The 27000-nt window shown below is 41.6% G+C and carries 27 protein-coding genes, 1 pseudogene and 1 CRISPR repeat array; of the genes and pseudogenes, 18 read left to right on the top strand and 10 right to left on the bottom strand.

The genetic code is table 11. The features are described 5' to 3' along the window. Position 1: 1 nt before the first annotated feature. Positions 2-1513 (top strand): MFS transporter, encoded by a 1512-nt coding sequence (locus tag HCJ54_RS00860; protein ID WP_222712936.1) that lies wholly within the window; start codon positions 2-4, stop codon positions 1511-1513. A 72-nt stretch (positions 1514-1585) separates the two neighbouring features. On the opposite strand, the gene yjbH is transcribed toward HCJ54_RS00860, so the two are convergent. From yjbH to HCJ54_RS15350, 3 genes and pseudogenes are all read right to left on the bottom strand, one after another. After that, positions 1586-2389, bottom strand: coding sequence for a protease adaptor protein YjbH (yjbH, locus tag HCJ54_RS00855; protein WP_187136276.1), 804 nt, complete (start codon positions 2387-2389; stop codon positions 1586-1588). Between the two features lie 274 nt (positions 2390-2663). Next, a complete protein-coding gene (locus HCJ54_RS15355) occupies positions 2664-3245 on the bottom strand; it encodes a CYTH domain-containing protein (protein ID WP_222712935.1) in 582 nt (193 codons plus the stop codon). A 144-nt stretch (positions 3246-3389) separates the two neighbouring features. Then, positions 3390-3737 (bottom strand): annotated as a pseudogene (locus tag HCJ54_RS15350) (tetratricopeptide repeat protein); the annotation flags it as partial. A 166-nt stretch (positions 3738-3903) separates the two neighbouring features. On the opposite strand from HCJ54_RS15350, the gene yjbM reads away from it, so the two are divergent. The 4 genes from yjbM (at position 3904) to fabI (ending at position 7366) form a co-directional block, all read left to right on the top strand. Further along, positions 3904-4566, top strand: a complete 663-nt coding sequence (gene yjbM / locus HCJ54_RS00845) for a GTP diphosphokinase (protein ID WP_036064077.1) — start codon at positions 3904-3906, stop codon at positions 4564-4566. A 41-nt stretch (positions 4567-4607) separates the two neighbouring features. Continuing rightward, positions 4608-5399, top strand: coding sequence for an NAD kinase (locus HCJ54_RS00840; RefSeq protein WP_036064079.1), 792 nt, complete (start codon positions 4608-4610; stop codon positions 5397-5399). A gap of 215 nt (positions 5400-5614) precedes the next feature. After that, positions 5615-6505 (top strand): RluA family pseudouridine synthase, encoded by an 891-nt coding sequence (locus tag HCJ54_RS00835; RefSeq protein ID WP_187136274.1) that lies wholly within the window; start codon positions 5615-5617, stop codon positions 6503-6505. 72 nt (positions 6506-6577) lie between these two features. Continuing rightward, complete coding sequence (gene fabI, locus HCJ54_RS00830; RefSeq protein ID WP_036064082.1) at positions 6578-7366, top strand: enoyl-ACP reductase FabI; 789 nt, start codon at positions 6578-6580, stop codon at positions 7364-7366. Between the two features lie 67 nt (positions 7367-7433). Here the strand turns inward: fabI and HCJ54_RS00825 are convergent, their stop codons facing one another. Together HCJ54_RS00825 and HCJ54_RS00820 are read right to left on the bottom strand one after the other, a co-directional pair. Further along, positions 7434-9584: an ATP-dependent Clp protease ATP-binding subunit gene (locus HCJ54_RS00825; protein WP_187136273.1), complete on the bottom strand. Its 2151-nt coding sequence runs from the start codon at positions 9582-9584 to the stop codon at positions 7434-7436. 148 nt (positions 9585-9732) lie between these two features. After that, on the bottom strand, positions 9733-10344 hold the full coding sequence (locus HCJ54_RS00820; protein WP_187136272.1) for a CPBP family intramembrane glutamic endopeptidase: 612 nt from the start codon (positions 10342-10344) through the stop codon (positions 9733-9735). A gap of 157 nt (positions 10345-10501) precedes the next feature. Here HCJ54_RS00820 and HCJ54_RS00815 point away from each other — a divergent pair, with 157 nt between their 5' ends. Further along, positions 10502-11302 carry a DUF422 domain-containing protein gene (locus tag HCJ54_RS00815; RefSeq protein ID WP_187136271.1) on the top strand — a complete coding sequence of 267 codons (801 nt, stop codon included), beginning with the start codon at positions 10502-10504 and terminating at the stop codon, positions 11300-11302. A 19-nt stretch (positions 11303-11321) separates the two neighbouring features. Here HCJ54_RS00815 and HCJ54_RS00810 read toward each other — a convergent pair whose 3' ends face one another. Beyond that, positions 11322-12797, bottom strand: a complete 1476-nt coding sequence (locus HCJ54_RS00810) for a phytoene desaturase family protein (RefSeq protein ID WP_187136270.1) — start codon at positions 12795-12797, stop codon at positions 11322-11324. A 99-nt stretch (positions 12798-12896) separates the two neighbouring features. Next, the gene (locus HCJ54_RS00805) at positions 12897-13088 is read right to left on the bottom strand and encodes a YkvS family protein (protein ID WP_036064088.1); all 192 of its coding nucleotides are present in this window, start codon (positions 13086-13088) and stop codon (positions 12897-12899) included. 325 nt (positions 13089-13413) lie between these two features. On the opposite strand from HCJ54_RS00805, the gene HCJ54_RS00800 reads away from it, so the two are divergent. From HCJ54_RS00800 to HCJ54_RS00790, 3 genes are all read left to right on the top strand, one after another. Further along, positions 13414-13680 carry a phosphocarrier protein HPr gene (locus tag HCJ54_RS00800; protein ID WP_036058844.1) on the top strand — a complete coding sequence of 89 codons (267 nt, stop codon included), beginning with the start codon at positions 13414-13416 and terminating at the stop codon, positions 13678-13680. Next, the gene (gene ptsP, locus HCJ54_RS00795; protein WP_036064090.1) at positions 13680-15398 is read left to right on the top strand and encodes a phosphoenolpyruvate--protein phosphotransferase; all 1719 of its coding nucleotides are present in this window, start codon (positions 13680-13682) and stop codon (positions 15396-15398) included. The genes HCJ54_RS00800 and ptsP overlap by 1 nt, the downstream gene beginning before the upstream one ends. A 269-nt stretch (positions 15399-15667) precedes the next feature. Beyond that, positions 15668-16021: a CRISPR direct-repeat array (repeat unit 30 nt; unit sequence GTTTTATCTAAGTATTGTGTAATGTAAATT). 162 nt (positions 16022-16183) lie between these two features. Next, positions 16184-17047, top strand: coding sequence for an NAD(P)-dependent oxidoreductase (locus tag HCJ54_RS00790; RefSeq protein ID WP_187136269.1), 864 nt, complete (start codon positions 16184-16186; stop codon positions 17045-17047). 52 nt (positions 17048-17099) lie between these two features. On the opposite strand, the gene HCJ54_RS00785 is transcribed toward HCJ54_RS00790, so the two are convergent. Further along, positions 17100-18251 carry an aminotransferase class I/II-fold pyridoxal phosphate-dependent enzyme gene (locus HCJ54_RS00785; RefSeq protein WP_185411690.1) on the bottom strand — a complete coding sequence of 384 codons (1152 nt, stop codon included), beginning with the start codon at positions 18249-18251 and terminating at the stop codon, positions 17100-17102. 49 nt (positions 18252-18300) lie between these two features. Continuing rightward, the gene (locus HCJ54_RS00780; RefSeq protein WP_036064091.1) at positions 18301-18714 is read right to left on the bottom strand and encodes a YkyB family protein; all 414 of its coding nucleotides are present in this window, start codon (positions 18712-18714) and stop codon (positions 18301-18303) included. 262 nt (positions 18715-18976) lie between these two features. On the opposite strand from HCJ54_RS00780, the gene HCJ54_RS00775 reads away from it, so the two are divergent. From HCJ54_RS00775 to HCJ54_RS00750, 6 genes are all read left to right on the top strand, one after another. After that, positions 18977-19195, top strand: a complete 219-nt coding sequence (locus HCJ54_RS00775) for a hypothetical protein (protein WP_036064094.1) — start codon at positions 18977-18979, stop codon at positions 19193-19195. Between the two features lie 355 nt (positions 19196-19550). After that, positions 19551-19775, top strand: coding sequence for a YkuJ family protein (locus HCJ54_RS00770; RefSeq protein WP_185411692.1), 225 nt, complete (start codon positions 19551-19553; stop codon positions 19773-19775). Positions 19776-20239: 464 nt separating this feature from the next. Continuing rightward, the gene (gene cbpB, locus HCJ54_RS00765) at positions 20240-20674 is read left to right on the top strand and encodes a cyclic-di-AMP-binding protein CbpB (protein WP_036064099.1); all 435 of its coding nucleotides are present in this window, start codon (positions 20240-20242) and stop codon (positions 20672-20674) included. 16 nt (positions 20675-20690) lie between these two features. Further along, the gene (locus HCJ54_RS00760) at positions 20691-21569 is read left to right on the top strand and encodes a transcriptional regulator CcpC (RefSeq protein WP_187136268.1); all 879 of its coding nucleotides are present in this window, start codon (positions 20691-20693) and stop codon (positions 21567-21569) included. A 49-nt stretch (positions 21570-21618) separates the two neighbouring features. After that, positions 21619-22329 (top strand): 2,3,4,5-tetrahydropyridine-2,6-dicarboxylate N-acetyltransferase, encoded by a 711-nt coding sequence (gene dapD, locus HCJ54_RS00755; protein WP_187136267.1) that lies wholly within the window; start codon positions 21619-21621, stop codon positions 22327-22329. Positions 22330-22406: 77 nt separating this feature from the next. After that, on the top strand, positions 22407-23537 hold the full coding sequence (locus HCJ54_RS00750; protein WP_187136266.1) for an N-acetyldiaminopimelate deacetylase: 1131 nt from the start codon (positions 22407-22409) through the stop codon (positions 23535-23537). A gap of 89 nt (positions 23538-23626) precedes the next feature. Here HCJ54_RS00750 and HCJ54_RS00745 read toward each other — a convergent pair whose 3' ends face one another. After that, complete coding sequence (locus tag HCJ54_RS00745; RefSeq protein WP_187136265.1) at positions 23627-24469, bottom strand: mechanosensitive ion channel family protein; 843 nt, start codon at positions 24467-24469, stop codon at positions 23627-23629. Between the two features lie 234 nt (positions 24470-24703). On the opposite strand from HCJ54_RS00745, the gene HCJ54_RS00740 reads away from it, so the two are divergent. The 3 genes from HCJ54_RS00740 (at position 24704) to HCJ54_RS00730 (ending at position 26996) form a co-directional block, all read left to right on the top strand. After that, positions 24704-25195 carry a PTS sugar transporter subunit IIA gene (locus HCJ54_RS00740; RefSeq protein ID WP_187136264.1) on the top strand — a complete coding sequence of 164 codons (492 nt, stop codon included), beginning with the start codon at positions 24704-24706 and terminating at the stop codon, positions 25193-25195. A gap of 130 nt (positions 25196-25325) precedes the next feature. Then, positions 25326-26018, top strand: coding sequence for a copper homeostasis protein CutC (locus HCJ54_RS00735; RefSeq protein WP_187136263.1), 693 nt, complete (start codon positions 25326-25328; stop codon positions 26016-26018). A gap of 108 nt (positions 26019-26126) precedes the next feature. Beyond that, the gene (locus HCJ54_RS00730; protein ID WP_185411699.1) at positions 26127-26996 is read left to right on the top strand and encodes a CvfB family protein; all 870 of its coding nucleotides are present in this window, start codon (positions 26127-26129) and stop codon (positions 26994-26996) included. Positions 26997-27000: the final 4 nt, after the last annotated feature.

Below are 27000 nucleotides of genomic sequence, written 5' to 3'. Positions count from 1 at the left end.
CATGATAAATAGAACAGCAAATCCAAAAATAGGCTTTAAGACAATTTTGTCCTATGGTGCGGGTGATGTATTTGGTGGTGGAGCGTTTGCCATCGCAGGTTTATGGTTAATCTTTTTTTATACGAATATTGCTGGCTTGACGCCTGTGCAAGCGACATCGATTGTAGCAATTGGTCGTTTTGTCGATGCTTTCTTTGATCCATTGATGGGCTACGTTACAGATAACTTTTATAAAACGAAATTAGGAAAACGTTTCGGTAGACGGGGCTTTTTCTTCCTAATCGGTATGCCACTATCTTTAACTTACGCATTGATGTGGACCGTTGGATTCGGTGGTTATTGGTATTATTTACTTACTTACGTTATGTTTGGATTTGTATTTTCACTAATCACAGTGCCATACGAGACGTTGCCAGCTGAGATGACGAGAGACTTCAATACGCGTTCTAAGTTAACGACAGTTCGTTTGCTATTTTCACAAGGAGCGACTTTCCTAGCTTCATGGTTGCCGGGCGTATTAATCCAAATTTATGGGGAAGATTCTCCAACGTCATTCCTATTGATGGGGATCTGTTTTTCTATTATTTACGCGATTATTATGTTTTGCTTATACAAATTTACTTGGGAACAGCCTGTTGTAGAGAGTGAGCAGGAGCAGGATTCCTTTAGAAATGACATGAGATATCTGTTTAAAGAACTGATTTCCACGTTTAAAGTGAAAACATTCCGCTTACACGTACTTATGTATACGGGTGCTTTTCTCGCGCAAGATATCTTCGGCGCCACTTTTGCCTTTTTCATAGCGTTTGCTATTGGTCAAGATGCGGTGTTGGCGTCTAAGCTTTTGAGTACAATGGCTGTCGTTCAAATTATATTTGTACCGATTTTCGCATGGTTCTGTATTAAATTTGGAAATGGAGCGGCTTATAAAATTGCTTTAACAACAGTTATTGGTGGGATATTAGGATTCATTGCGATTTACTATTTTGCCGTCGCCCAAATTTTGCTGATGCTTTATGTGGTTTCGATTATCATGGGGATTGGCCGAAGCGGGACTTTCTATGTACCTTGGAATATTTATAGTTTTGTGGCTGATGTCGACCAAATGCTGACAGGTAAAAGACGAGAAGGTATATTTGCAGGTATGATGACATTTACGCGGAAGTTCGTGCAATCTGTGGCGATTCTTTTAGTTGGTGCTTTTTTAGAAAGCTTTGGTTTTGTTTCGAAGCAAGCGGTTCAATCGAGTAGTGCGATTGGAGGTATCATCATTGTGTTCGGTATTGGTACAATTGTCTTCGCGCTATTTGGTCTATTTATCTCAAGCAAGTTTAAATTAACGAGAGCGAATCACAAAGTTTTGTTAAATGAAATTGCACGTCTCCAAGAAGGTGGTTCTATGGAAACAGTGGACCAACATACAAAAGAAGTAGTAGAAGAGTTGACAGGATGGGAGTACGAGAATAATTGGGGAAATAATCATATTGTTCCAATTAGAGAAAAAACAGTATAGCGCAATCAAAAAAGATGAATCTTCGCCTGTTCCACACAAGGAGACAGGTAAAGGTTCATCTTTTTTGATTTTTTATAGAGCGACGTATTTCCAAAGCGTTTGACCATCTTTAGAGTCGACCATTGTAACTTTTTGTTGCAAACGCCACTTCTTCATTTGACGTTCTACTTGTTTCTCAGGTAAAGCATATAAACTAGCTATCTCTTTCGTTGTAGAAATCTGGACTTCTTCCATGTATTCCTCAAGCGTTGGTGTTGCTTTTGGTTCTGGGAAGTGATTGAGCAACTCGGAAAGGATATGCACATATACATCATAACGATGCAAGCCGCTAATCTTTAAGCCCTCATCTTCAATATTTCGATTGAAGAAGACAACCGTTGGGTTTTCGTCGATCTCCATCTCATGCGCCACTTTTTGATCACCAATGTAGGCACGCTTAGCGAGATTAGACTGTAGATCGCTTTTGAACTCAATCAAATCAAGTCCAACCATTCGAGCGGTTTCGTATAGAACATCAGCTTCAGAAATATCTTTTTCATCGATAAAATGGGATTCTTGTAGTTTGCGCAAGAAATCAATGCCTTGTTTCTTCCCTTGAAGTTCAGCGGCTTTCACAGCTAAGCAGGAAATATAAGACATGTGGGCCATTTCAGGTTGTGGAATCGTACAGGCATTTCGTTTCTGCCGATTCATCACCGTTTGCAGGTTATTATGGAGGACATAGCGCAACTTAAAGTAGTTGCCATATTCCATCTGCAACCTCCGTATCGTATGTTCCATATTCCAGCAATCCGTACAAGCCGGGTCGAAAAATAGATAAATCTCAATAGGCTTGCTATTACAGACCGATTGAAGATATAAATTTTGGTTTATCATTGCTATCACCTGTTTTTCAGATTCTAATCTCTCTTGATTAGACAAAGTATATGCGAATGGTCTATTTTCTGACGAGGCTGTTTGCTGAATATGTCATGACATCATTCATACTACCATAACTATATTTTAGCAGTGGAAGCTTCATTTAACAAATGATTGCCATCAAAAACCTAAAAAATCATTATCGAAATTTGACGAAATTGTTACATTGGATGGATAGACAAGGTAGAAATATAATCAATGTATGCGCGATCAACCAGTGAGAGTGCGGTATTTATTTTTCGGTATAAACTGCTTCATACAAACGTATTATTTTATTCTTTGTTGGCCGTTTTGGGATGTTGTGATCGGATAAAAAGAGATCGAATAGGATCTGTCCTTTTTCAAAGTCAGGAACTTCGTATTCTAATTCAAAATCATGCGTGTCGCTGTAAAAACTTTTGTCAAAGACGAGCAATCCATTTTTGTAAGGTATTTCGGCGCGCGTGGTCGTAAGGGAACCAAACAGGAGGAGGCTTTCGTGATCAATTCCAAGTGCTTTTAATGTATCACGGACTTGACCAACAGGAATATTAGCGCCATCTAGAATTGCAGTCACTTGATCTTCTGCTAAAATTTGTGTTGTCTCAAGCAGCCCTATTTGCTCGGGCGTTTTTAAAGTAAGTTCATAATTGACTGCTCGCTTTCTAATGCGTAATGCTGCCAGTTTTTCTTTTAGTTTGAACTCAGAAGTATCGAAATAATAGTTCGTTTGTGTGAAGAAGTCTTTATCTTCCAAGCGGAATTCGTGGATTAATAGCTGATATTCGTCTTCTATCAGCATATTTTTGAATTCAATTTCTAGCTCTTTACTCATGGATACACGCTCCTTTTTAAAATTAATTCCATGTGGCATCCAGATCGCCCGCGTAGTTGAGAATTGCTTTTTTATAAGCGACGATCGTTGGATCATTAGATGTTTCGCCGATGATCTTGATAGCGACATCGCATTTTTGTAGTTTTTCGCGTTGTATAAGGCCATGCTTGCAAATACGGCGATCGCTTTGTTTTCTGGGAAATCGGTCTGCGCTTTTTGAAAAGTTTCTCCGGCTTTTTCGTAGTTACCAACTGCGCGGTATGTGCTACCCAAGCCAATATAAGCATCTGCAAGATCCTCAGGCGGCAAACCTAAAACGAGTGCTTTTTCATAGTAAGGGATCGCTGCGTTTTCTAAGCTTAAACCATCACAACTCCAAGCGGCATAATAGTTCAGAAGAGCATTGTCTGGATCAAATTGAAGCGCTTTTTCGGCGACATTTTTTGCAGCGGGATAGTGACCGTTTTCGAGTAGTTCACGTAGCTTTGTCATTGTCATTTTAAATGTCCTCCTCGATGGACTGATATCTCTATTTTAACACAAATAACGGAAATCAAAAAAGATAGATGTAAATAGGAGGAAAAGGCTCACAAATATGCTAAAATAGAAGGCGAGCAAGTTTATCACATAATGAAAATCGACATATGAGGTGAGTGTTTTGAATCATTGGGAAGATTTTTTAGCGCCATATAAACAAGCAGTGGAAGAACTGAAAATTAAACTAAAGGGAATGCGTTCACAGTTTCAATTAGCCAATAATCATTCGCCAATCGAGTTCGTGACCGGCCGCGTGAAGCCTGTTTCGAGTATTTTGGATAAAGCGAACAAGAAGGATATTCCGCTGGATCGTCTAGTGGAGGAGATGCAAGATATTGCAGGACTTCGAATGATGTGCCAGTTTGTGGATGACATTAATGTCGTTGTTTCTTTACTACGCCAGCGCAATGATTTTCGAATTATTGAAGAACGCGATTACATTACAAATAAAAAACCGAGTGGTTATCGCTCCTATCATGTGGTGATTGAGTACCCAGTTGAGACGGTACAAGGTGAGAAGAAAATTTTAGCTGAGATTCAAATCCGAACGTTGGCAATGAATTTTTGGGCGACAATCGAGCACTCGCTGAACTATAAATATCAAGGTGAATTTCCAGAAGATATTAATCTACGGCTAAAGCGTGCAGCCGAAGCCGCGTTTCGACTGGACGAAGAAATGAGCGAAATTCGTGAAGAAGTGCAAGAAGCGCAGGTCTACTTCACAAAAAATAAAGAAGTGCCAAAAGACAAAAATGCGAACCATCATACATTGCCAAAAAATTAATGGGATGATTCGTCTGTGTAAAGAATAGGGGAGAAGTAATGATGAAGTATGTAGTCACGTCAAGAGGTGATGAAAAGTCGGATCTGTTACGCCTCAAAATGATCGGTTATTTCGATGATTTTGACATGGAATATGATGAGGCAGAACCCGAGATTGTGATTTCTATCGGTGGGGATGGAACGTTGCTCGCGGCTTTCCATGAGTACCAACATCGTTTGGATAAAGTAACTTTTGTCGGCATTCATACCGGTCATTTGGGATTCTATGCAGACTGGCGCCCATCCGAGGCGGAAAAATTAGTTTTTGCGATTGTCGAAGGAAAATATGATACAGCGGCTTATCCACTTTTAAAAACGACGATTAAATATGGCGGTAGTAAAGAGAAAGTCTATTTAGCGCTTAACGAATCTACCGTGAAAAGTTCCGGCGGGCCGTTCGTTGTGGATGTTGAAATCAACGGTTCTCACTTTGAGCGTTTTCGTGGTGATGGCTTATGCATGTCGACGCCTTCTGGAACAACGGCGTATAATAAAGCGCTGGGTGGTGCACTGATGCATCCATCCATTGAGGCCATGCAGTTGACCGAGATGGCATCGATCAACAATCGCGTATACCGGACGATAGGTTCACCACTTATTTTACCAAAACACCATTCCGTAACATTAAAGCCAGTAAACGACAAAGATTTTCAAGTATCGATGGATCACTTGAGTATTCTGCATCGCGATGTTCACGAGATTAGATATGACGTCGCCCAGCAAAAAGTGATGTTTGCGCGATTCCGATCGTTTCCATTTTGGAAAAGGGTACACGACTCGTTTATTGAGGAATAGGTGTATATGTGATGTAAATCGGCGGCAAGCGTTCGCATTCAGGAGATTCGGCGGACTTCCGGTTCTCACGTACACAAGTACGCTCCGCTTCCGGCTTCCACCGAATCTCCTGAATACACACGCTTTCGCTCAATTTGTCGGTAGCAGAATTTTAGATCTTACTCGGTAGAGCTAAGATCTAAATAAATATAAACATAAACAAAAGAGGTATAATCATGTATTTAGAATGGCATGTCGTGGCGGAGGAAGATAATCTGATGTTGCGCACTTTTTTACGAAATAAACATGTTTCTAAGCTTCTTCTTACTTCTGTGAAATTTTCGGAGGATGGAAAGATTGAGGTGAATGGAAACGAAGAGAATGTGCTTTATCGTGTGAAAACGGGGGAGCATGTGCGGATTACTTTTCCGAAAGAGCAGGAGAATGAACGGTTGCTTGCGGAATTCGGAGCGCTTGATATCGTGTTTGAGGATGACTTTATCCTTGTTTTAGATAAGCCGGCTGGAATGACAAGTATTCCGTCGCAGTATCATCCTAGTGGTTCTATCGCCAATCATTTAAAAGGTCATTATCTGAACAACGGCATTGATTCAGCGATTCATATCGTTACTCGGCTGGATAAGGAAACATCGGGCTTGATGCTGATTGCCAAAACACGATTTTCACATGGAAGGCTTAGCACTTTGCATCAAAATGGGCATGTTACACGGAAATATCAGGCGCTCGTTTCTGGAAATATGAAGGCGAAACCTGATAGTATCGTGGCCCCAATTGGTCGGAATCCAGAGAGCCTTATTGAGCGCGCCGTCGTTCCTGATGGCAAATATGCCAAGACAAATTATGAAGTTGTCGCAAGTTATGCCACGTTTGACCACGTTAAAATTCAACTGGAAACAGGGCGGACACACCAAATTCGGGTTCATTTTGCGCATATCGGACACCCGCTACTTGGTGATAGCATGTATGGCGGCCCAGTGGAATTGTTGCAACGCCACGCGCTTCATTCCAGTCATCTAGAATTAATCCACCCCTTTACCGAGGAGAAAATGGCTTGGGATAGTGAAATGGCAGCAGACCTTGCGCAAATTTTGCGAGAAAATGAGTAATAAGGTTTTAAAATCGCGATCGTTCGTGTAAAATGAAGAAAAGCGTGTAATTTTAAGGAGGAAATGGAACATATGAATTTATCTTTAGAGGGAAAAAACTATGTCGTGATGGGTGTAGCAAACAAAAGAAGCATCGCCTGGGCAATCGCTCGTTCATTGAATGAGGCTGGAGCAAATCTGGTTTTTACATATGCAGATGATCGTTCGAAGCGTAGCATTGATGAACTTGTGGGCTCGCTAAATGAAAATAACAAGCATCCACTGGTTATCGAATGTGACGTAAATAAAGAAGAGGCGATCGTTGCAGCTTTTGAAGCAATCAAAACGAAAGTCGGCAAAATCTCTGGTATTGCGCATTGTATCGCGTTTGCTAACAAAGATTTCCTTGCTGGTGATTATTTGGAAGTAAATCGCGAAAGCTTTTTGCAAGCACATGAAGTTAGTGCTTACTCCTTCACAGCCATTGCACGTACAGCTAAGCATTTAGAGATGTTAACAGACGATGCAAGCCTAGTAACATTGACATATCTCGGTGGCGAACGCGTCGTGAAAAATTACAATATCATGGGCGTAGCAAAAGCAGCACTTGATGCTAGCGTGAAGTACTTGGCGATGGATTTAGGAAAAGATGGCGTTCGTGTTAATGCGATTTCGGCTGGGCCAATCCGTACGGTTTCCGCGCGCGGTGTTGGAAGTTTCAGTGAATCGCTAGCTTTAGTAGAAGAGAAGGCTCCTTTAAAACGGGCCACGCAAGCCGAAGAAGTGGGAGACACAGCCTTGTTCTTATTCAGTGGTTTATCTCGCGGCGTGACTGGCGAAATGATTCACGTAGACAGCGGTTATCATATTATTGGGTTCTAAACGATTCAACAAAAAAAGCATGTCATGACGCTCCTTTACAAGAGCAACACGACATGCTTTTATTTTGTTATTCTGCCGCTTGAACGGTAATTTCGTCCCTATCCAAAACAGCAACAAGTGCATTTGTATCAGGTTGTTCAATCATAAAATCAGCAATCGCATCTTCTAAATGTGATTGAATGGTTCGACGTAACGGTCTTGCTCCAAAATTAGGATCATAACCAATCTCAGCAAGTTTTACTTTTACATCGTCGTTGACAGTTAATGCGATTTCTTGCGCTGCCAACATGTGATTCAAATCTGCTAGCATCAAGTCGACGATAGCAAGTAGATGTTCTTGGGCTAAGCTTTGGAATGTAACAATCGCATCTAGACGGTTGAGAAACTCAGGCTTGAAGTAATCGCCAAGCTTGTCCAGAATTTGTGATTCTTTTTTCATGGCTTCCCCAGCGGTGGTCGCGAAACCGACGGAGGCTTCAGAAATACCAGCGCCAGCGTTACTTGTCATAATAATCACGGTATCCTTAAAGCTCACTGTCCGCCCTTGACTATCAGTAAGTCGGCCGTCCTCTAAAATTTGCAAGAACATATGCTGCACGTCAGGATGTGCTTTTTCCATTTCGTCTAGTAAAATAATGCTGTATGGGTTGCGGCGTACTTTCTCAGTTAGTTGACCGGCTTCTTCATGACCAACATAGCCAGGAGGGGAGCCAATCAGCTTCGAGACGCTGTGTTTTTCCATGTACTCACTCATATCTAGACGAATCATCGCATCCTCAGAACCAAACATTTCGGAAGCAAGTGTGCGGCCAAGTTCGGTTTTACCAACCCCGGTAGGCCCAACAAACAAGAATGAACCAATAGGGCGGTCCTTTTGTTTCAAACCAACACGGCTACGACGAATTGCTTTGGCAACTTTCGTAACGGCTTCTTCTTGACCGATGACTTTCGCTTGTAGATTGCTTTCTAAATTTTTCATTTTAGACTGCTCATCAGCTTGTAAGCGTCCAACTGGAATTCCTGTTTTTTCCTCGATTAGCGCTTGGATATCAGCGGCATGAATCGTGGGTATATCGCTTGTGGAACCTTCTGACTTCACTTCTTTTAATTTCGTAATTTCATCGCGAACGGAAGCTGCTTCTTCGTAATTCTCATTGCGCAGGGCGGCATCTTTTTGTTCCTCTAGCTTAATAATCCGCTCATTGATTGTATTTGGATCAATATGTGTCAATGTTAAATTGTATTTGGAACCAATCTCATCCATCAAGTCGATCGCTTTATCTGGCAAATGACGGTCTTGAATATAGCGATCACTTAACGTCACCGCAGCCTCAATCGCATCTTCTGCAAAATGAACGTGATGGAATTCTTCATATTTGCTTTGCAAGCCTTGCAAAATCGTCAGTGCTTCCTCCGTCGTAGGTTCATCCACGATAACTGGTTGGAAACGACGTTCTAATGCGGCGTCTTTTTCAATTTTGCGATATTCTTTTAGCGTGGTTGCCCCAATCATTTGCAGATCCCCACGAGCAAGTGCTGGCTTCAGGATGTTCCCTGCGTCCATCGAACCTTCGGCAGATCCCGCTCCGACAATCGTGTGGACTTCATCGATAAATAAAATGGTGTTTTCATCGGCTTGTAGTTCCGTAATCAACTGTTTCATCCGTTCCTCAAATTGACCGCGAATACCTGTGTTCGAAACAAGGGACGCTACATCGAGTAAAATCACTTCTTTATGTTGTAGTTTAGAAGGGACCGTGCCAGCGATAATGGCATTTGCCAACCCTTCCACGACAGCGGTTTTACCAACACCAGGTTCACCGATCAAGACAGGATTATTTTTATTGCGCCGGTTTAAAATTTCGATAACACGACGAATCTCATCGTCTCGGCCAATTACAGGATCTAGTTTCCCATCTCGCGCCAGAGCTGTTAAGTTCGTTCCATATTCTCCAAGCAAACCGCCACGTCCGCCGCCAGCTACTTGTGTTTTTACAGCAGTTTTCTGTTCAGGCTGTGCGTTTTGTTGTTGTTGTCCAGCGATATTCGCGAAAAAGTCGTCCATTGGGGAGTAAAAACTGTTTTGACCGCGTGCTCCACTGGATGCGCGAAGTTGGGCATAACAATCCGCACAAAGTGGCATCTCCATTTTTTGACCGTTCATGTTCATATATAGTTGAATCGTAGCTTCATTTTGATTACAATTTTGACATTTCATATCATAACCTCCCGAAAAATTTGAGATTAGGTCTGACTTTGACTTTATTTGACCTTATGATTATAGTATACTCTGACCTTTACTGACTTTCAACTGTTTTGCTCAAAAAAAAGAACCAGCGTGATGATTTGCTAGTTCTTCTTCGTATTTAGTAGATTGGTAAAATTAGTAGTAATAGTAAATTAAATGTCCAGTGTGAAATAATCACGAGAGACAAACTTGGACGCCTCACATACATAAAGCCCCAGAAAACGGATGCGAGAGCTGCCGCCAACGCGATGACAAAATTACCGCTAAACAACATAAATGCCCCGTTTAAAACAGCCATAATGAGGACTGCCATCCAGGAGACTAAATCGTTTTCTAGACGTTTTAAAACGAAGCCGCGCCAGAAAATTTCTTCCCCTGGGACGATCGCGACAACGAGTAGTAACCAGATGAGCAGTGATTCAGGCTCATATTTGTTATATCCTTTTGCAACGAGTGCATCGAAATTTCCAGGAATGAATTTCAATAGAAGTGCACCTATGTAAAATAAGATATAAAGGATAATACCGCTAAAAATACCTGGAATTATGTTTTTTAGGACAGAATATCGTTTCTTTAATTCATCATTTAAAATAACCCAACTAATAAGAAATAACATGGATGCCCCGTATAAGTACCAAAAAACCGATGCATACTCAAATGTGACATACATCAACCCCGCTGCCAGTAAAATTCCTATGAACAGGCGGTAATCAATCTTGTTGCTTTTCAATGTTTTACACCTCTTTACTCCATTACCATCTATGAATACTTTAATAGAAAAGCACATATTTAGCAACAAGGAACCTCTTTTATTACAGATTTTTTTGTAATTGATTGTAGTTTTACTAAAATCCGATATAATTAGAGGATAGGAGTTGATTGCCTTCATGGTAGAAAAGAGATTTCGATTTTTTGTGTGGCTATATATGGCGATGTTTTTTATAGCCGTACTACTTATTGTTTTAAACATATTGCCAGTACGTTTGACGGCAGTGCATGCACTATTTTTTATCGTCTCTGGTATTTTTGCAGTTATATTTTTAATTTTACAGTACGGAAAAGGGCTAGGGTCTGCGATCACGATCTTAATATTTATGGTAAGTACATGTATCGAATGGATGCAAACGAGCTTAACAAGTGGCGGGGATGGAAGCGGTGTGACCACGGATTTTGGACTGGTGATCAACGGGATCCCGGTGGCATTCGGCTTCATTTGGCTGGTACTGATTGTGGGGACGCATGTTATTGCTCGGGAAATAACGCTGAAAATAAAAATTGATTGGCTACGCGGCGGTATTTATGCGGTTATTGGAGCCACGATGGTCATGGTTTTTGAAATGTTGATTGAACCGGTAGCGATGCAAGTGAAACAGTTGGCGACAGAAAGCCCAACGATCACGATTATTCAAATGACTGATGCGGCGAACTGGTGGATGTTAGGGTTGATTCTGCATCTTATGATTTATTTCATGCTCAGCTTGACGGATCAGTGGGGCAAACTCCATTTTCCAACATTAAAGTCAGAACTAGTTCTCGTATATTGGATTGTGCTTTCCTTCTTTCTAGTGTTAGGCTACTACATGGGGTTGTGGAGTATTATTGCGATTACACTCACGGGGAATATACTGTTCACTATTTGCTATTATTTAAGTCTAGAAAACGATACAAAGAAAAAACCTGTTGCATGATTGGTCTGCGACAGGTTTTTTAAGTGTGCTCTTTATTAAATTTTTGAACGGCGATATTAGCGCTTTCCAATATAAAAGGGAGGCTGTTAGCAGGATGCGTCGCGCCGCCAACGATTTTCATATTTTTAATGGCAGGCGTTTCGCTTGGACGAAATGGACCTAACTGGGACCATTGATGCGTTAAACTAAAGATGGCGCCTTTGAAAATATGATAATCATGTTCCCAATCGTATGGTGTAATCATTTTTTCGGTGACGATATGGGATTCTAAATCAGTGATAGCTAGTTTTCGCTCGATTATTTTAAAAACCTTGTTGCGTAAGGCGTGGGACTCTTTCTCCCAATCAATCTTACTTTCATTATTTGGAACCGGGATGAGAATTCGTAAGGTGGACATACCTTGTGGTGCCATTGTTTTATCGACAGCGTCAGGGTATGTGAGATGAATTGATAAGTCGTCGGGAATCGCCAGTTGATGCATAATTTCATCCATATGAATCCGGAAATCATCAGGAAATAGAACCGTATGCACATTTAATGGTAATTTTGTATTGAGGCCAAGGTACATCACAAAAGCAGAACATGAATATTTCTTTTTCGCTAATTTTTTCAGACTGATCGGTGCTTTTGATTCTGTAAAAAGATGACTCATCGTGTACGCATAATCGGCATTCAGGAAAAAATAATCGCCTGTAATGACCGCGCCACCATCCAGCGTAATCGATGTAATTTCTTTGTTTGCCGTGCTTATTTGCTGCACATGCTGATTTAAATGAATTTGACCACCGTTTTCTTGAACGATTTCGCTCATCGCAAAGGTGAGGCGATTAATACCACCAATAATATGAAAAATGCCAAAATAATGTTCAGCGAATGGAATGACCGAGAAGGCACCAGGCGTTTCCCACGGAGACATCCCTAAAAATTTCGTTTCAAAAGAAAAAGCAAGTCGTAACCTGCGATCTTCGAAATATTTGGCAAGTTCATCCACAAGATGATTACCTAATGTTAGACTTGGGAGTGCGCGCAATGTTCGCAGACGAAATAAAGACCAGAGCGAAGGAAACGGCTCTTGCCACAAGGGGAGAAGGTAGACCATTTTTTTAGCATTATCGCGCATAAAACGATCGTAGTGTTCTTCTTCACCTGGGAAGAGGCGAGCAATTTCTGCCTTTGTTTTGACTGGATCAGAAGAGGGGCTAAATACGACATCTCCCATGTATAAACTGTACAAAGGATCGAGCGAGACGAGTTTAATATAGTCTTGAATGTTGCGCCCACAGTCGGCAAATAAGCCCGTAATGACATTCGGCATGTTCAGCGCAGTAGGACCGAGGTCAAAAGAAAAACCATCCTGTTTGAGCATGGCTGTCCTGCCGCCTATTTGGGCAGCTTTTTCATAAATATGTACGTCATGACCTTGCTGGGAGAGCTGCATAGCAACGGCTAAACCGCCCGGACCAGCACCGATGATAACGATTTTTTTCTTTTCCATTTTTGAAAACTCCCCTTTGGTTGAGGTTTTTGTGAAAGCGTGCTTTGCTAGGTTAGAGCCTCCATTTTAAACGGATTGTTTCGGCTCTCACAAGCCCATTCAGCTTTTCTCTTCGGAATGTATGATCTTATAATTTTTATGGTTCACCACTGTTTTTTCTTCAATGGCTAGGTTTTTGAAATTTTCCATTAGTGTTAAATCTACAATGACAGAGTTTTCATTTATTTTTTCAACGACTCCTGTCAGGCCGTCTTTGAACTCGATAATGTCTCCTACTTGTGCTTTTGCCATGTTTATCACTCCCAATTCATAGAAACGTTAATAAAGCAATTCGCTGAAGATAGAACTTTGACTCCATTTTGCCTGAAAGTCAGTAGGAATGCAAATGAAAGCCCTTGAAAGGACGGGTGAAAATGTCTGTAAATGGACAGGTTTACCATAAAACGATGATTTTAAAAAAAAAAACATGAAATTCACGAGAAATTTGCACCAAATAGTTGTGTCGGGTGCGAAAACATGGTAATCTTTTTAATTGAGGGATAGTCTTTTTTTGCTGAATTTTTTTTTAGTGAGGAAAGTCACAATAAAATTTCTTATACGAAGGAGAATGTAAATTATGGAACAAGCAAGCTTTGTAGTAATCGATGAAACAGGTATTCACGCCCGCCCAGCTACTTTATTAGTTCAAGCGGCAAGCAAATACAGCTCAGACGTACAAATTGAGTACACTGGCAAAAAAGTTAACCTGAAATCAATCATGGGCGTTATGTCTTTAGGTATTGGTAAAGGCGCTGACATCACAATTTACGCTGAAGGTAGCGACGAGAAAGATGCAATCGTTGGCCTAACAGAAGTGCTTAAAAAAGAAGGCTTGGCTGAGTAATGGTTAAGGAATTAAAAGGTATTGCAGCATCCGATGGTATCGCTATCGCAAAAGCTTATTTATTAGTGGAACCAGACTTATCTTTTGATAAAACGGAAGTTGCTGATACAGAAGCCGAAGTTAAACGTTTTCAGGATGCAGTTGCAGTTTCTGGTTCGGAGCTTGGAAAGATTCGCGACATCGCGAAGGAAAGCTTAGGCGAAGATAAAGCTCAAATTTTTGATGCGCATCTTTTAGTTTTGAATGATCCAGAACTTATTACACCAATCTCTGAAAATATTACAAACAACAAAGTGAACGCAGAATCTGCTTTACAAGAAACGACAGACATGTTTATTGGCATGTTTGAATCAATGGATAACGAGTACATGCGTGAGCGTGCGGCGGATATTCGTGATGTTCGTAAGCGTGTGTTATCGCACCTTTTGAACGTGACAATTCCAAATCCTGCGCTTATTGATGAGGAAGTTGTTGTCGTCGCTAAAGATTTGACGCCTTCTGATACAGCACAATTGAATCGTAATTTCGTTAAAGGTTTCGTAACAGATATCGGTGGACGTACATCTCACTCGGCAATCATGGCGCGCTCGCTAGAAATCCCTGCGGTTGTGGGAACTGGCGAAATTACGCATGATACGAAAGAGGACCAAATGATTATCGTGGATGGCTTGGAAGGAAATGTTATTATTGACCCAACAGCTGACCAAATCGCTCATTATGAAAAAGTGAAATCCGATTTTGCGGCACAACAAGCAGAATGGAATAAACTTAAAAACGAAGCAACGGTTTCAAAAGACGGTCATCACGTGGAACTTGGCGCCAACATTGGTACACCAGAAGATTTGACAGGTGTAATCGCGAATGGTGGAGAAGCAGTCGGACTTTACCGTACAGAATTCTTGTACATGGGTCGCGATAACTTCCCAACTGAAGAAGAGCAATACGAAGCATATAAAGCAGTACTTTCCGGCATGGACGGGAAACCTGTAGTGGTTCGTACGCTAGACATCGGTGGCGATAAAACGTTGCCGTACCTTGATTTACCACATGAGATGAATCCATTCCTTGGTTTCCGTGCGATTCGTTTATGTTTTGCAAATGAAGAGTTATTCCGTACGCAATTACGTGCTTTATTGCGCGCAAGTGTTCACGGCAATCTAAAAATCATGTTCCCAATGATTGCAACTGTTAATGAATTCCGCCAAGCCAAAGCACTTTTGGAAGGCGCGAAGAAAGAGTTAGCAGCAGAAGGCATAGCCGTATCTGACAAGATCGAACTTGGTATTATGATTGAAATTCCAGCAGCAGCGATTCTAGCGGATCAGTTTGCGAAGGAAGTTGATTTCTTCAGTATCGGAACAAATGATTTAATCCAATATACAATGGCAGCAGACCGTATGAACGAACAGGTTTCCTACTTGTATCAACCGTACAATCCTTCTATTTTACGCCTTGTGAAGATGGTTATCGACGCAGCGCATAAAGAAGGTAAATGGGCTGGTATGTGTGGCGAGATGGCTGGCGATCAAACAGCTGTACCGTTGTTGCTTGGAATGGGCTTAGATGAGTTCTCTATGAGCGCGTCAAGCATCCTGAAATCACGTTCTCTAATCAAACGCCTAGATCGTACAGAGATGGCGAAATTAGCAGACGAAGCATTACAACAAGCAACAGAAGAAGAAGTTGTAGCGCTAGTTAACAAATATACTGCTGAGTAATCAGAGTAATAGAATGAGTGAAGAAAAACCTGGGAGATTCCTCAGGTTTTTCTTTTTAGTATAAGACCTGTTGAGAAAATCTGTCGACCTCCAGTAGCGTAAAAACTACAGGGGATCGACAGATTTTTGTTAATGACTGGTACAACAACGATTAGGCTCTTTTCATAAAATATTTTTGTAAAATCAAGCGCTAGAAATCCCGATTTTGTCATCGGTCGACAGATTAGCCCCTTTGAGGTATGATGGGAGTAAGGCTGAAATGGGTACGGGTTTTATCTAAGTATTGTGTAATGTAAATTATGGAGAGGGAGATTATAAGATTGCTTTTCGTGCGAGTTTTATCTAAGTATTGTGTAATGTAAATTTTTCTAAAGCCGGCAACGTAGCTTCTTTTTCTTCGTTTTATCTAAGTATTGTGTAATGTAAATTCCACTCAAACCACGGCATTTCCAGCGCCCAAATCAGTTTTATCTAAGTATTGTGTAATGTAAATAAATGAGACTTCAAAGCAAAGTAAATTCATTTTATCGTTTTATCTAAGTATTGTGTAATGTAAATATTAATGATGTGATATCGAGATCGCAACATCATAAGTTTTATCTAAGTATTGTGTAATGTAAGAGGAAGCTTCAAATAATTATCTGGAATATATAGAAGTTTCATCCAATGAATCCAGAAAATGAATACGCCTTCAAAATCCACGAATACTCCAATTTGCATTTTCTTGTAACCACGGGTAAACTTTGTTCTATAGGCAAGTGACCAGTCGAAGGAGGAGTTTTGGAATGAATAAAATTGGATTTATCGGTGTTGGTGTGATGGGTGCGAGTATGGTGCAGAATTTGATGAAAGCGGGTTTCGAAGTACATATTTATACGCGGACGAAATCGAAGGCGGATGCTGTTATCGAAGCTGGTGCAATCTGGCATGATACGCCGCAAGAGCTAGCGCCGCATGTGGAGGCACTAATTACGATGGTTGGCTATCCGACAGATGTGGAGCAGCTTTACTTGGCTGAAGACGGGCTTTTAACCACGCTTCGCTCAGGGAGTTTTGCGATAGATATGACGACCTCTTCTCCAAACCTTGCGAAGCAGATCGCAGAAGAGGCGAAGGAAGCGGGGATTGCGGTAATTGATGCGCCTGTTTCTGGTGGGGATATCGGTGCTAAAAATGGTACGCTAACGATTATGGTTGGCGGTGAAGAGCGCGCGTTTCTTGCTGTGGAACCGATTTTAAAAGCAATGGGACAAAGTGTTATTTTGCAAGGTGAGGCGGGGGCTGGGCAGCATACGAAGATGGTCAACCAAATCGCGATTGCTTCCAACATGATTGGCGTCACCGAGGCGATTTGCTATGCGAAAAAAGCAGGACTGGATCCTGAAAAAGTATTGGCGTCGATATCGGGAGGTGCGGCGGGAAGTTGGTCGCTCTCAAACTTGATTCCACGCGTATTGCAAGAGGATTTTTCACCAGGATTCTTTATAAAGCATTTCATTAAAGATATGCGAATTGCGCTGGATGAGGCGAAGCAAATGGGACTTGATTTACCAGGGCTCGCGATGGCGGAACAGATGTATCAGAAACTAGCCGAAGCTGGATATGCTGATAATGGAACACAAACACTGATTAAGTATTACGAAAAATAATGAAAAAAAGCGCTGCGTATGATACCGAAAAAGGTGCCATGCACAGCGTTTTTTATGCGTATTTTTCCATGAACGTGGCCATTCGGTCCATCGCCTCAGCGAGTTGACTGAACGAAGCCGCAAACGATAGTCGGAAGTAGCGGTCTCCTTTTTCTGAAAAAGCAGATCCCGGTACGACGGCGACTTTAGCATTTTCCGCTAGCTCGATTGCCCAATCAAAAGAATTCTGGGTGATTTGATCTGGTAGTTTTGCGAAGAAATAAAAGGCACCATCAGGTTCAATGATCGAAAACCCCATTTTATTCAGGCGCTCTTGGACAAAACCAGCGCGTGTGTTGTATTCCGTACGCATTTGAACCGCGTCATCCTTACCATTAATTAAGGCCTCTTCTGCTGCTTTCTGAGAGATCGAGGATGCACAAGTAACCGAGTATTGGTGGACTTTCAGCATTTGACTTGTAATCGCTTCAGGAGCCATTAAAAAGCCAATACGCCAGCCAATCATTGCATGTGATTTAGATAAGCCATTAATCACGATTGTTTGGTCGCGAATCATGGTTGCAATAGAAGTATGCGTCCCGAAAAAAGTTAATTCACTGTAAATTTCATCCGCAATTACAAAGATACCAGTTTCACGAACTACATCCGCGATTTCCCCTAATTCTGCTGCAGTTAACGTCACGCCGGTAGGATTCGATGGATAAGGTAAAATCAGCGCTTTAGTCTTTGGTGTAATCGCCGCCCGTAACTGTTCAGCAGTCAGTTTGAAGGCTGTTTCAGTGGTATCTATTTTGATAGGCGCTGCGCCCATTAAATGGATGAGAGGCTCGTAGCCTGGGTAGATAGGATCGGGTAGCAAAACCTCGTCGCCTGCTTCCAAAATTGTTTGTAACGCAATGCTGATCGCTTCTGTGGCACCAACTGTAACAATGATCTCCTTCGTGCTATACGAAAGGTCGTATTTATCGTAGAAATAATGAGAGGCTGCTTGTAGGAGCTCTGGAGTGCCGGCATTTGGCGTGTAGTTTGTAAAATCGTCATTGATAGCATCGATAGCAGCCACTTTGACATGGTCAGGCGTTGGGAAATCTGGTTCACCAAGCGTCAATCGAATCATATCTGGAATACCCGCAACACGATTATTAAATGTGCGTATACCACTAATCTCAATTTCCTGAACAGCTGTTCTTAAATTTTTTAGCATGGACAAACTTCCCTTCCAATTCTTAAAGTTAGTTCTATCATAGCACTTTTTAGCGGAAATAGGGGGAGGCATTCTCATAAAACGCGGATTTTTTGAGAGGATCAGGCTTTACGCCGGTGTAATTCTCGAGTGTTGCCTTTGCATGTGACAAAGACATCCTAACTTGGTTCGTTGTTTTAATCGGTCGCATCATGCCAAGGTGTGGTAGATTTTTCATATCTTGTTTTTGCGGTGGAAGATGAAACAGAAAACCGTGGCAATCAATAAGGAGATTGGAATGTTGGTAAGACTTTTTTGGATTATTTGAAAATTGTAGACCTAGCTTTTTCGCGAAGCCTTCTTGGATTAATTTCTCAATCGCAGCTTTCTTTAATTGATAAAGATAACGTGGATCGATTGCGGCCTTGCTATGGCGATTCACAATAAAGATTGCTTCGGCAATTTTTTTGCTCGCATCAGACATTGTATCCCTCCTTTCTTAACTATAGTAATTATAACGGAAAATCAGTGGAGAAAAAAGGGAAATCACAGAAAAAAATGAAATAAATCCTAAATGTGTCGGTGATTTTAGCGATTTTGTGCAATTATGCAACATTTCTTGAATTATCGGACAATTTTTTTACAAGAAGGCTTGTGTTCTAGAAAAATTTCAAGTATACTATCAATAATGATAATCATTTTCAATTAGAGTTTGATGATAGCGTTTTGGAAGGGATTGATGGAAATTGAATAAAACAGGTAAAGTTGAATCATTTTATTTCCCGACAAAAGACGGGATGTTGAAATTGCACGTATATGGTTTTAATCCAGTAGGTTCATGGGGCGAGGTATACACGACCCTGAACGAACAAACGGTGTGTGTGAAGGGGTTTCACCGCCACAAAACAATCATGCGTTCTGTGAAGATGATGCTGGATTCTACCACCAACAAAAAACAAGGCTAGGGTCAGCGCGGGCGGCAAACGCTTATTTTGTTGTGGCTCTTTGAAGCAAGGCGAATTAGAGCCCCAATATGCAGAGGAATGAAGTGCGTTTGTAGTCGTGCATGTTTTTTTGGATATATAGATTTTGGGCTGCGAAATCAGGTTTTGGACTTGGTTTTGTGGTTTTTTTGTGTTTTGGATGAGAAGTAGGTTTGAAATGATGGGATAGGAGGAAACGAGTAATAGTGAGATTTAAATAATTTGTTTATTATAAATTTAACAGAACGCTTGCTAAATAGGTGTAAGATGCGATAAAATCTGTTAGTATGGTTTAAACAAATGACAAACAATGGTTGAATAGAGAGGAGAATGTACAATGTCTCAGTTATTGGGAATTATTCAACGTTTACAAGCAATGCAAGAGGACGAATCAGCGGATACGCAATCAAGAAGGTTCGAAAAAGATGGTGAACCGTTGTGTGAAGTAAGGTATTTCCACGCTTCAAATTCGTATGAAATCGAAATTTACGGAGACAACAATAAATATCAATTTGATGATATTGACATGACAACACTAGAAATCTACGATATCCTGCAATAAGCTGTGAGGGTAAAACAATCTCCAAAAAAAGCATAGTAACGGAAAGATTACCAAAGACGACAAACTCTGTTGCTTTTGGTAATCTTTTTGTTAAGTGAAAAGCGGAAACAGCCCGTTTAACCTCGACAGAAATTGTTAGGGGCGTAGTGAAAACCTTCGTTTGGCATTAGTTCATCGTTTGATATCATAAGAGATACGGAGGGATGACATACTCACTTCGTTTTCAGGCATACTGGTGCTCTAACTCAGCAAGTAAATGCGCCAACAAAATCACCCATATGTCCTTTTTGCAGCCTCCAATCCTTTTGAAACGGCTTTCTTTATGGTAAAATAGACGTGAGCAGGTTTGAACTTGTCTCATTCGGGTTAAATATACTAAGGACTTAGAGTAGCAGGGACTTATCACTAGTGGTTCGGAGCTAATTTCAAACAGGCCAATAAAGAACAGAGATGAGGGAGATTGTATGATCTCTAGTAAATTAGGAAATTTTTTAAACGACAAATTAGAAAATTATATTATATCCGCCGAAAAAGTAGCGCATGTCCAAATGGGAAATAATTTAGAACATGCCTTACTGGTACTGACGAAGTGCGGCTATTCCGTTATTCCGGTACTGGATTTTGAATTCAAATTGCACGGACTGATCAGCTCAGCGATGATAACTGATTCGATTCTGGGTATGGAACGCATTGAGTATGAGCGTCTAGAACAACTTAAAGTAGAGGATGTTATGCAAACTAAAATCCCGGTTTTGACCAATTCGCATGATATCGAAAAAATTGTGAAATTACTTGTGGATAATCCATTTATTTGTATCGTGGATGGGGAGGGAGTTTTTGAAGGTATCGTCACTCGTCATGTCATTTTAAAGCAAGTGCAACGCTATATTCACGAATAGATAGGAGAGAGCCAGATTGATCGTCACAGAATATGAATTGCTAGTATGCCTAGCTGCAGAATTAAATATGCGCAAAAGTGCAGAGAAACTGTTCCTATCGCAACCAGCGCTCTCACAACGACTTCAGACCATCGAAAGCAGATGGGAGACCAAGATTTTTTTACGGACACAAAAAGGACTACTGCTGACGCCAGAAGGGGAAGCGATTGTGCAACATGCGGAGCGTGTGATTGAGCGAGAACGCCAGATTCAAGAGCGTTTAGAAGCGCAAGACGGCATCGTTCGCGGAACGCTAAAAATTGCTTGTGCGAGTATTGTTGCGCAAATGTGGCTTCCACGCGTGCTAAAGCAGTTTATCCAAGCCTATCCAGATGTGCATATTTCGGTTGTAACTGGCTGGAGTAGCGAGATTCATCAAGCGCTCGTCGATGGTTCTGCACATGTTGGCATTGTCAGGGGAAATGTCGCTTGGAAAAGTATCCAAAAACCACTTTTTCAAGATAAACTTTTTCTCGTAGACAAAGAAATAGCGCGACTTGATGACGTATTAGAATCGGAACGACCATTTATTCAGTTCCAAAGTGATTCGAATTATTATCAGGTTATTCAAGACTACTGGCAACGCAATTTTGGTAAGATGCCGCGTCAAGCAATGGTGATGGATCAGATTGAGACATGTCGTCAAATGGCTTTCAATGGTATCGGTTTTGCCATTTTGCCAGAAGTGACGCTGATCGGTGCTAGCGAGGATATTCATAAAATTCCGCTCGTCGATAAGTCAGGTGACATATTAAGTCGAGATACGTCGTTGATTGGCTATGAGCAGTCGCTCGCGCTCCCACAGGTGAAGGCGTTTTTAGAAATTGTAGATCAATATCTTGAAACTCATTACTAGCTGTGGCATCATTAGTGGTGAGCACATATTTGAGAGGGGTTATTAATTCATGAAACAAATGGACGCGCATCAAATTATTTCATTCATTCAAAATAGCAAGAAAGCAACGCCCGTGAAGGTTTATCTAAAAGGAGACCTTGCCAATATCGCATTTCCAGAAGATGTGAAAACATTTATCACTGGTGAAGCAGGAACGATTTTCGGCGAGTGGGCTGTCGTTAGTGAACTTTTGGAGGCAAACAAAGCTAAATTAGTAGATTTTGTCGTGGAAAACGATCGTCGCAACTCGGCCATTCCATTGTTAGATATGAAAAATATTAACGCACGGATTGAGCCAGGAACTGTGATTCGCGATCAAGTAGAGATTGGGGATAATGCGGTTATCATGATGGGCGCAAGTATTAATATTGGCGCTGTCATTGGTGAAGGTACTATGATCGATATGAACGTCGTGCTTGGCGGGCGTGCAACTGTAGGGAAGAACTGCCATGTTGGTGCAGGTTCTGTTCTTGCGGGCGTTGTAGAGCCACCTTCCGCGCAACCAGTTATTATAGAAGATGACGTTGTGATTGGCGCAAACGTTGTTGTTTTAGAAGGCGTACGCGTTGGAAAAGGGGCTGTTGTTGCCGCTGGTGCAATCGTAACGAAAGACGTTGAAGCTCACACCGTAGTCGCAGGTATTCCTGCAAAAGAAATCAAAAAAATCGATGCAAAAACAAAATCAAAAACAGAAATTATGCAAGAACTTCGCGAGTTATAAAAATTATCGGCGGTTATTCTTAGTTTAAGTGAGAGCTTTTGCTAGGGATAAGCGCCTTTTTAGGAGGATAAATGAGGATGACAGAATTAAACACGTTTATAAAATTGCGTAGGGAACTACATTTAATTCCTGAATTGGGTTATGAAGAAACGCAGACACAGCAGTTTTTATTGGATTACATAGCAACATTGCCACAAGCAAATCTAGAAGTGAAAACATGGCGTACCGGTATTTTAGTTCGAGTAACAGGCTCGGCGCCGAAAAAAACAATTGGATATCGAACGGATATAGACGCCTTGCCGATTACAGAAGAAACGGAATTGCCCTTTACTAGTTTACACAAAGGCAAGATGCATGCATGTGGCCACGATTGCCACATGAGTATTGCGCTGGGTTTATTAACAAACTTTGCAGCAAAACCTTTATCAGATAACCTATTGTTTGTGTTTCAGCCCGCTGAAGAAGGTCCGGGTGGTGCTAAGCCAATCATGGAGAGTACAGAGTTTAAGGAGTGGTGGCCAGACTTGATGCTCGGTTTGCATATTGCACCGGAATATAAAGTCGGCCAGATTGCTATTAAACCAGGACTCCTTTTTGCGAATACATCGGAGTTATTTATTTCATTCAAAGGAAAAGGAGGGCATGCGGCGTATCCTCATTTGGCAAATGACATGGTTGTTGCTGCGAGTGCTTTTGTCGGGCAGATGCAAACAATCATCAGCCGTAATATTGACCCGCTTGATTCCGCAGTCATTACGATTGGTCAAATCCGTGGCGGAGAGGCGCAGAATGTTATTGCGGAAGAAGCGTATTTAGACGGCACTATTCGTACGCTTTCCAAAGAAACGATGAACACGGTTTGGACACGCTTGAAGCAACTTGCAAAAGGCTGGGAGGAAGCTTATCAATGTGAAGTGAATTTTCACGCTGGATCTGATTACATGGAGGTCGATAACGATGAGCAGGAGACTTCCAAGTTCATCAACTACCTGAAAAAACAGCATCCCGAGAGTTATGTTGCCTGTAAAGAAGCGATGACTGGCGAAGATTTCGGCTACTTTCTTGAAAAGATTCCAGGTTTTATGTTCTGGCTAGGTGTGGATTCTGAATATAGCCTGCATCATGCTAAATTAAATCCAAATGAGGCTGCCATCCCTTTTGCCATCGATGTTTTAACAGGCTATTTAGAAAGTCTATCGGAAATTTGAGAGGAGACATAAAAATGAGCAGGATATCACGATTCCCATTTTTATGGGTAAGACGTGAATCCTGCTCACATGAGATGAGGCTACCTCTTTTATTTGCCCGGTTCTAACGGTGCTAGGTAGGACATCGGTAGTTCAATTTGATGAATCACCAACTCTTCGCGAATATCTTTTAAAAGGTTTCGCTGTACTTCAAACTGCTCGCCATTTACTGCTTTTCCGATGACTCGAATGACGGTAGCTACGGCGCTAACCTCTTGAACACCAAGAACTACAGGGCCATCCACAATGTTTTTGTTGTTTGCTTTTTCTAGCTCACAGACACGTTTAATGATGGCTATAGCTTGCTCGGCATCGGCAGTTGGCGCGATTCTAACATCTACTAAAATCCGCATGTTACCACGAGAATGGTTACTAACAACGATAATTTGGCGATTAGGAATAAAATGTAGTGTACCATCGAAATCGCGAACCTGCGTTGTTCGGAGCCCCAGTGCCTCGACATTCCCGTTCACTTGATCGAGCGTGATGTTATCTCCAACATCTAGTTGCCGCTCCAGCAAGATAAAAAATCCTGTCACGACATCGCTTACTAATCCTTGCGCTCCGAATGCAATGGCTAAACCGGCAATACCAGCGCTTGCAACAATAGCTGTGATGTCGATAAAATTTTGTAAGATAAGAATAGCAAATGTGAAGAACATTAAATAACCAAAGACATTTAAAATCAGACTTTCTAACGTTTTCGCTCGCCCTTCGGATACTAATTGTTGTGTTCGATATCTTAGGAAAAAGCTACGTATCAATTTCCGACCTAGCCATTTCAAGATAAAATAGAGGGCCAATAAAATGATAATCTTTACTACCTCAGAGATTGTTTTTGCCCAAAAAAGATTCCAGTCTATATTTGAAAACCATTGCGTAATATGCGCCAATATATGTCACGTCCTTCGTAAAATTAAAGTTCCTTATCTATTCTAACAAATAAAAGGAAAGCGTGTCGAGAAAAGGCAGTAAATAAATGTTGCTTTGCCCAAACATACAATATTATTTTCACTCTCGTATCAGGTAAGAAGGTGGGAATGTTATATAATGAACGCTTCTCTATGCCTTTTGTGTGTGATTAGGGTACAATGGAAGGGATGGAAGTTATTGAAGGAGGAAACAAGATGTTCAAAAAAATGTTTAAAAAAGACAAGGAAGAGGCGATAGTAGCGCCAGTAACGGGGCAATTAGTCCAATTAGAAGATGTTCCCGATCCGGTTTTCAACCAAAAAATGATGGGTGAAGGTATTGCGGTGAAACCAACAAGTGGCACGGTTGTAGCGCCTGCTAATGGAGAAATTATTCAGGTCGCCGATACGAAGCATGCTTTTGGAATCCGTACAGAGCTTGGTCAGGAAATCCTTGTTCATATCGGTTTGGAGACAGTAGCGTTAAAAGGTGAGGGCTTTCATGTGCTCGTATCTCTTGGCGATAAAGTAACGGTGGGACAACTAGTTGTGGAAGCAGATCTTGATTTTATCGAGAAGAACGCGAGTAGCACAGTGATTCCAATGGTTGTTACAAACAGCATGGAGAATAAATTTGATTTTGATTGGAAAGCAGTGACGGATGTTGTTGCTGGTGAAACGGTAGTATTTGAAGCTAAAACAAAATAAGGACTTGTAAGCGAAGCATTGTTGCGTATATTTATTTATATGGGACAATGCTTTTCGTTTCTTTTCGAGGGGATTTAGGCTAAAATAAAATACATAGCTACATACTATAGTAGAAAAGGAGTTGGGAATCTTGGTACTTGAGGTTATTGTTGAGAACATTCGGGAGGCATCGGAGGCGGAACATTTTGGTGTGGACCGTTTAGAGGTTGTTTCGGCTATTAGTGAGGGCGGTTTGACGCCGAGTTATGGTGTGATAAAGCAAATTACAGAAGATATTAAGGTTCCAGCGATGATCATGATTCGCCCGCATAGCCATTCGTTTCATTATGATGATTATGATATTGCGATGATGCAGGAAGATATTTTGATGGCGAATGAGTTGGGAGCGCATGGCATTGTTTTTGGTGCTTTGACGAAGTCTGGTGAAATCGATCGCGACTTACTAGAAAACGTGATTGATTGGAAGGGTGACATGGATTTGACGTTCCATCGGGCCATCGAGAGCGCGCAGGACATCGATCGTGCCTACAATGTACTTCGCGAATACGGCAATAATATTACGCAAATTTTGACATCGGGTGGTGGTGCGAAGGCGACAGATTCGATCGATCGCTTGAAAAAATGGGTGGCGGATAGCCAAGCAGACGCGACTTCTTTTGAAATTTTGGTGGGGAGTGGTGTGACGGTGGAGAATATCGGGATGTTACATGAGACGCTGCACAACTCGCAATATCATGTTGGCGGTGGCGCGCGTGTGGATGGCGATTTTAGTAAGGGGCTGGACATTGCGAAGGTTCGAGCATTGCAGCAAGCGATACAATAAGGTTAGGAAGTCGGACGTGTGCTGGTTCGGCTTTTTTCGTGGATTGGGCTGTACCGGCTTCTTGATTTAAGCTATAATAGGAACAGAATAACTAATGAGGTGGAAATGTTGATAAATATGATTGGAACGGCGCAAACGATGGTCGTTATTGCAAAAGAGGAAGAATACTACATGTTAGAAAAGCGTGGCGTGGAAGTGAAATTGCCACTTACGAATGCGTCCAACTTGAATTTGGCGGTCGGGGATACGGAAACCGTGTTTATTTACCGCGATTATGATCATGAGGTTGTTGCGACGACAATTATCCCGAAAGCGCAAGTTGGGAAGTTTGCTTGGGGAACGGTGACGGATGTACGCAAAGATCTGGGTGTCTTTGTGGATATTGGAATTCCAAAAGATGTCGTTGTTTCGATGGATGACATGCCGGCGCTAAATCATCTGTGGCCGAAAAAGAACGACCGGCTAATGATCATGTTGCGCGTCGATGAGAAGGAGCGGATTTGGGGCGTGCTAGGCGAGGAGCATGATTTCAAAGCAATCTCGACAAAAGCGACCCAAGATATGTTTAATCAAAATGTGACAGGGACGGTTTACCGATTATTGAAAGTTGGGACGTTCGTGATTACAGAGGACGGGCATATCGGATTTATCCACGAGACAGAACGGACATCGGAGCCGCGTCTAGGTCAAAAATTAGATGCGCGGGTGATCGCTGTGAAGCCAGATGGCACGCTGAATTTATCGCTGCGTGGACGTGTACATGAAGTGCTAGGCGACGATGCAGAAATGATTTTGACCTATTTACGAAGTGTTGGTGGCAAGATGGCCTTTTCTGATAAATCTGATCCAGATGCGATTCGTGCGAAATTTGGAGTCAGTAAAGCGCAATTTAAGCGTGCTTTAGGAACGCTCATGAAGGAACGCCGTATAAAACAAGAAGATGGATTCACCTATTTGATCGAGGACGTAGCGGAGTAAGCAT

It is taken from the genome of Listeria grandensis (assembly GCF_014322885.1).
Taxonomy (GTDB): domain Bacteria; phylum Bacillota; class Bacilli; order Lactobacillales; family Listeriaceae; genus Listeria_A; species Listeria_A grandensis.
Note: the sequence above shows the minus strand (reverse complement) of the source record. Positions and strands in the feature narration are given on the sequence as shown.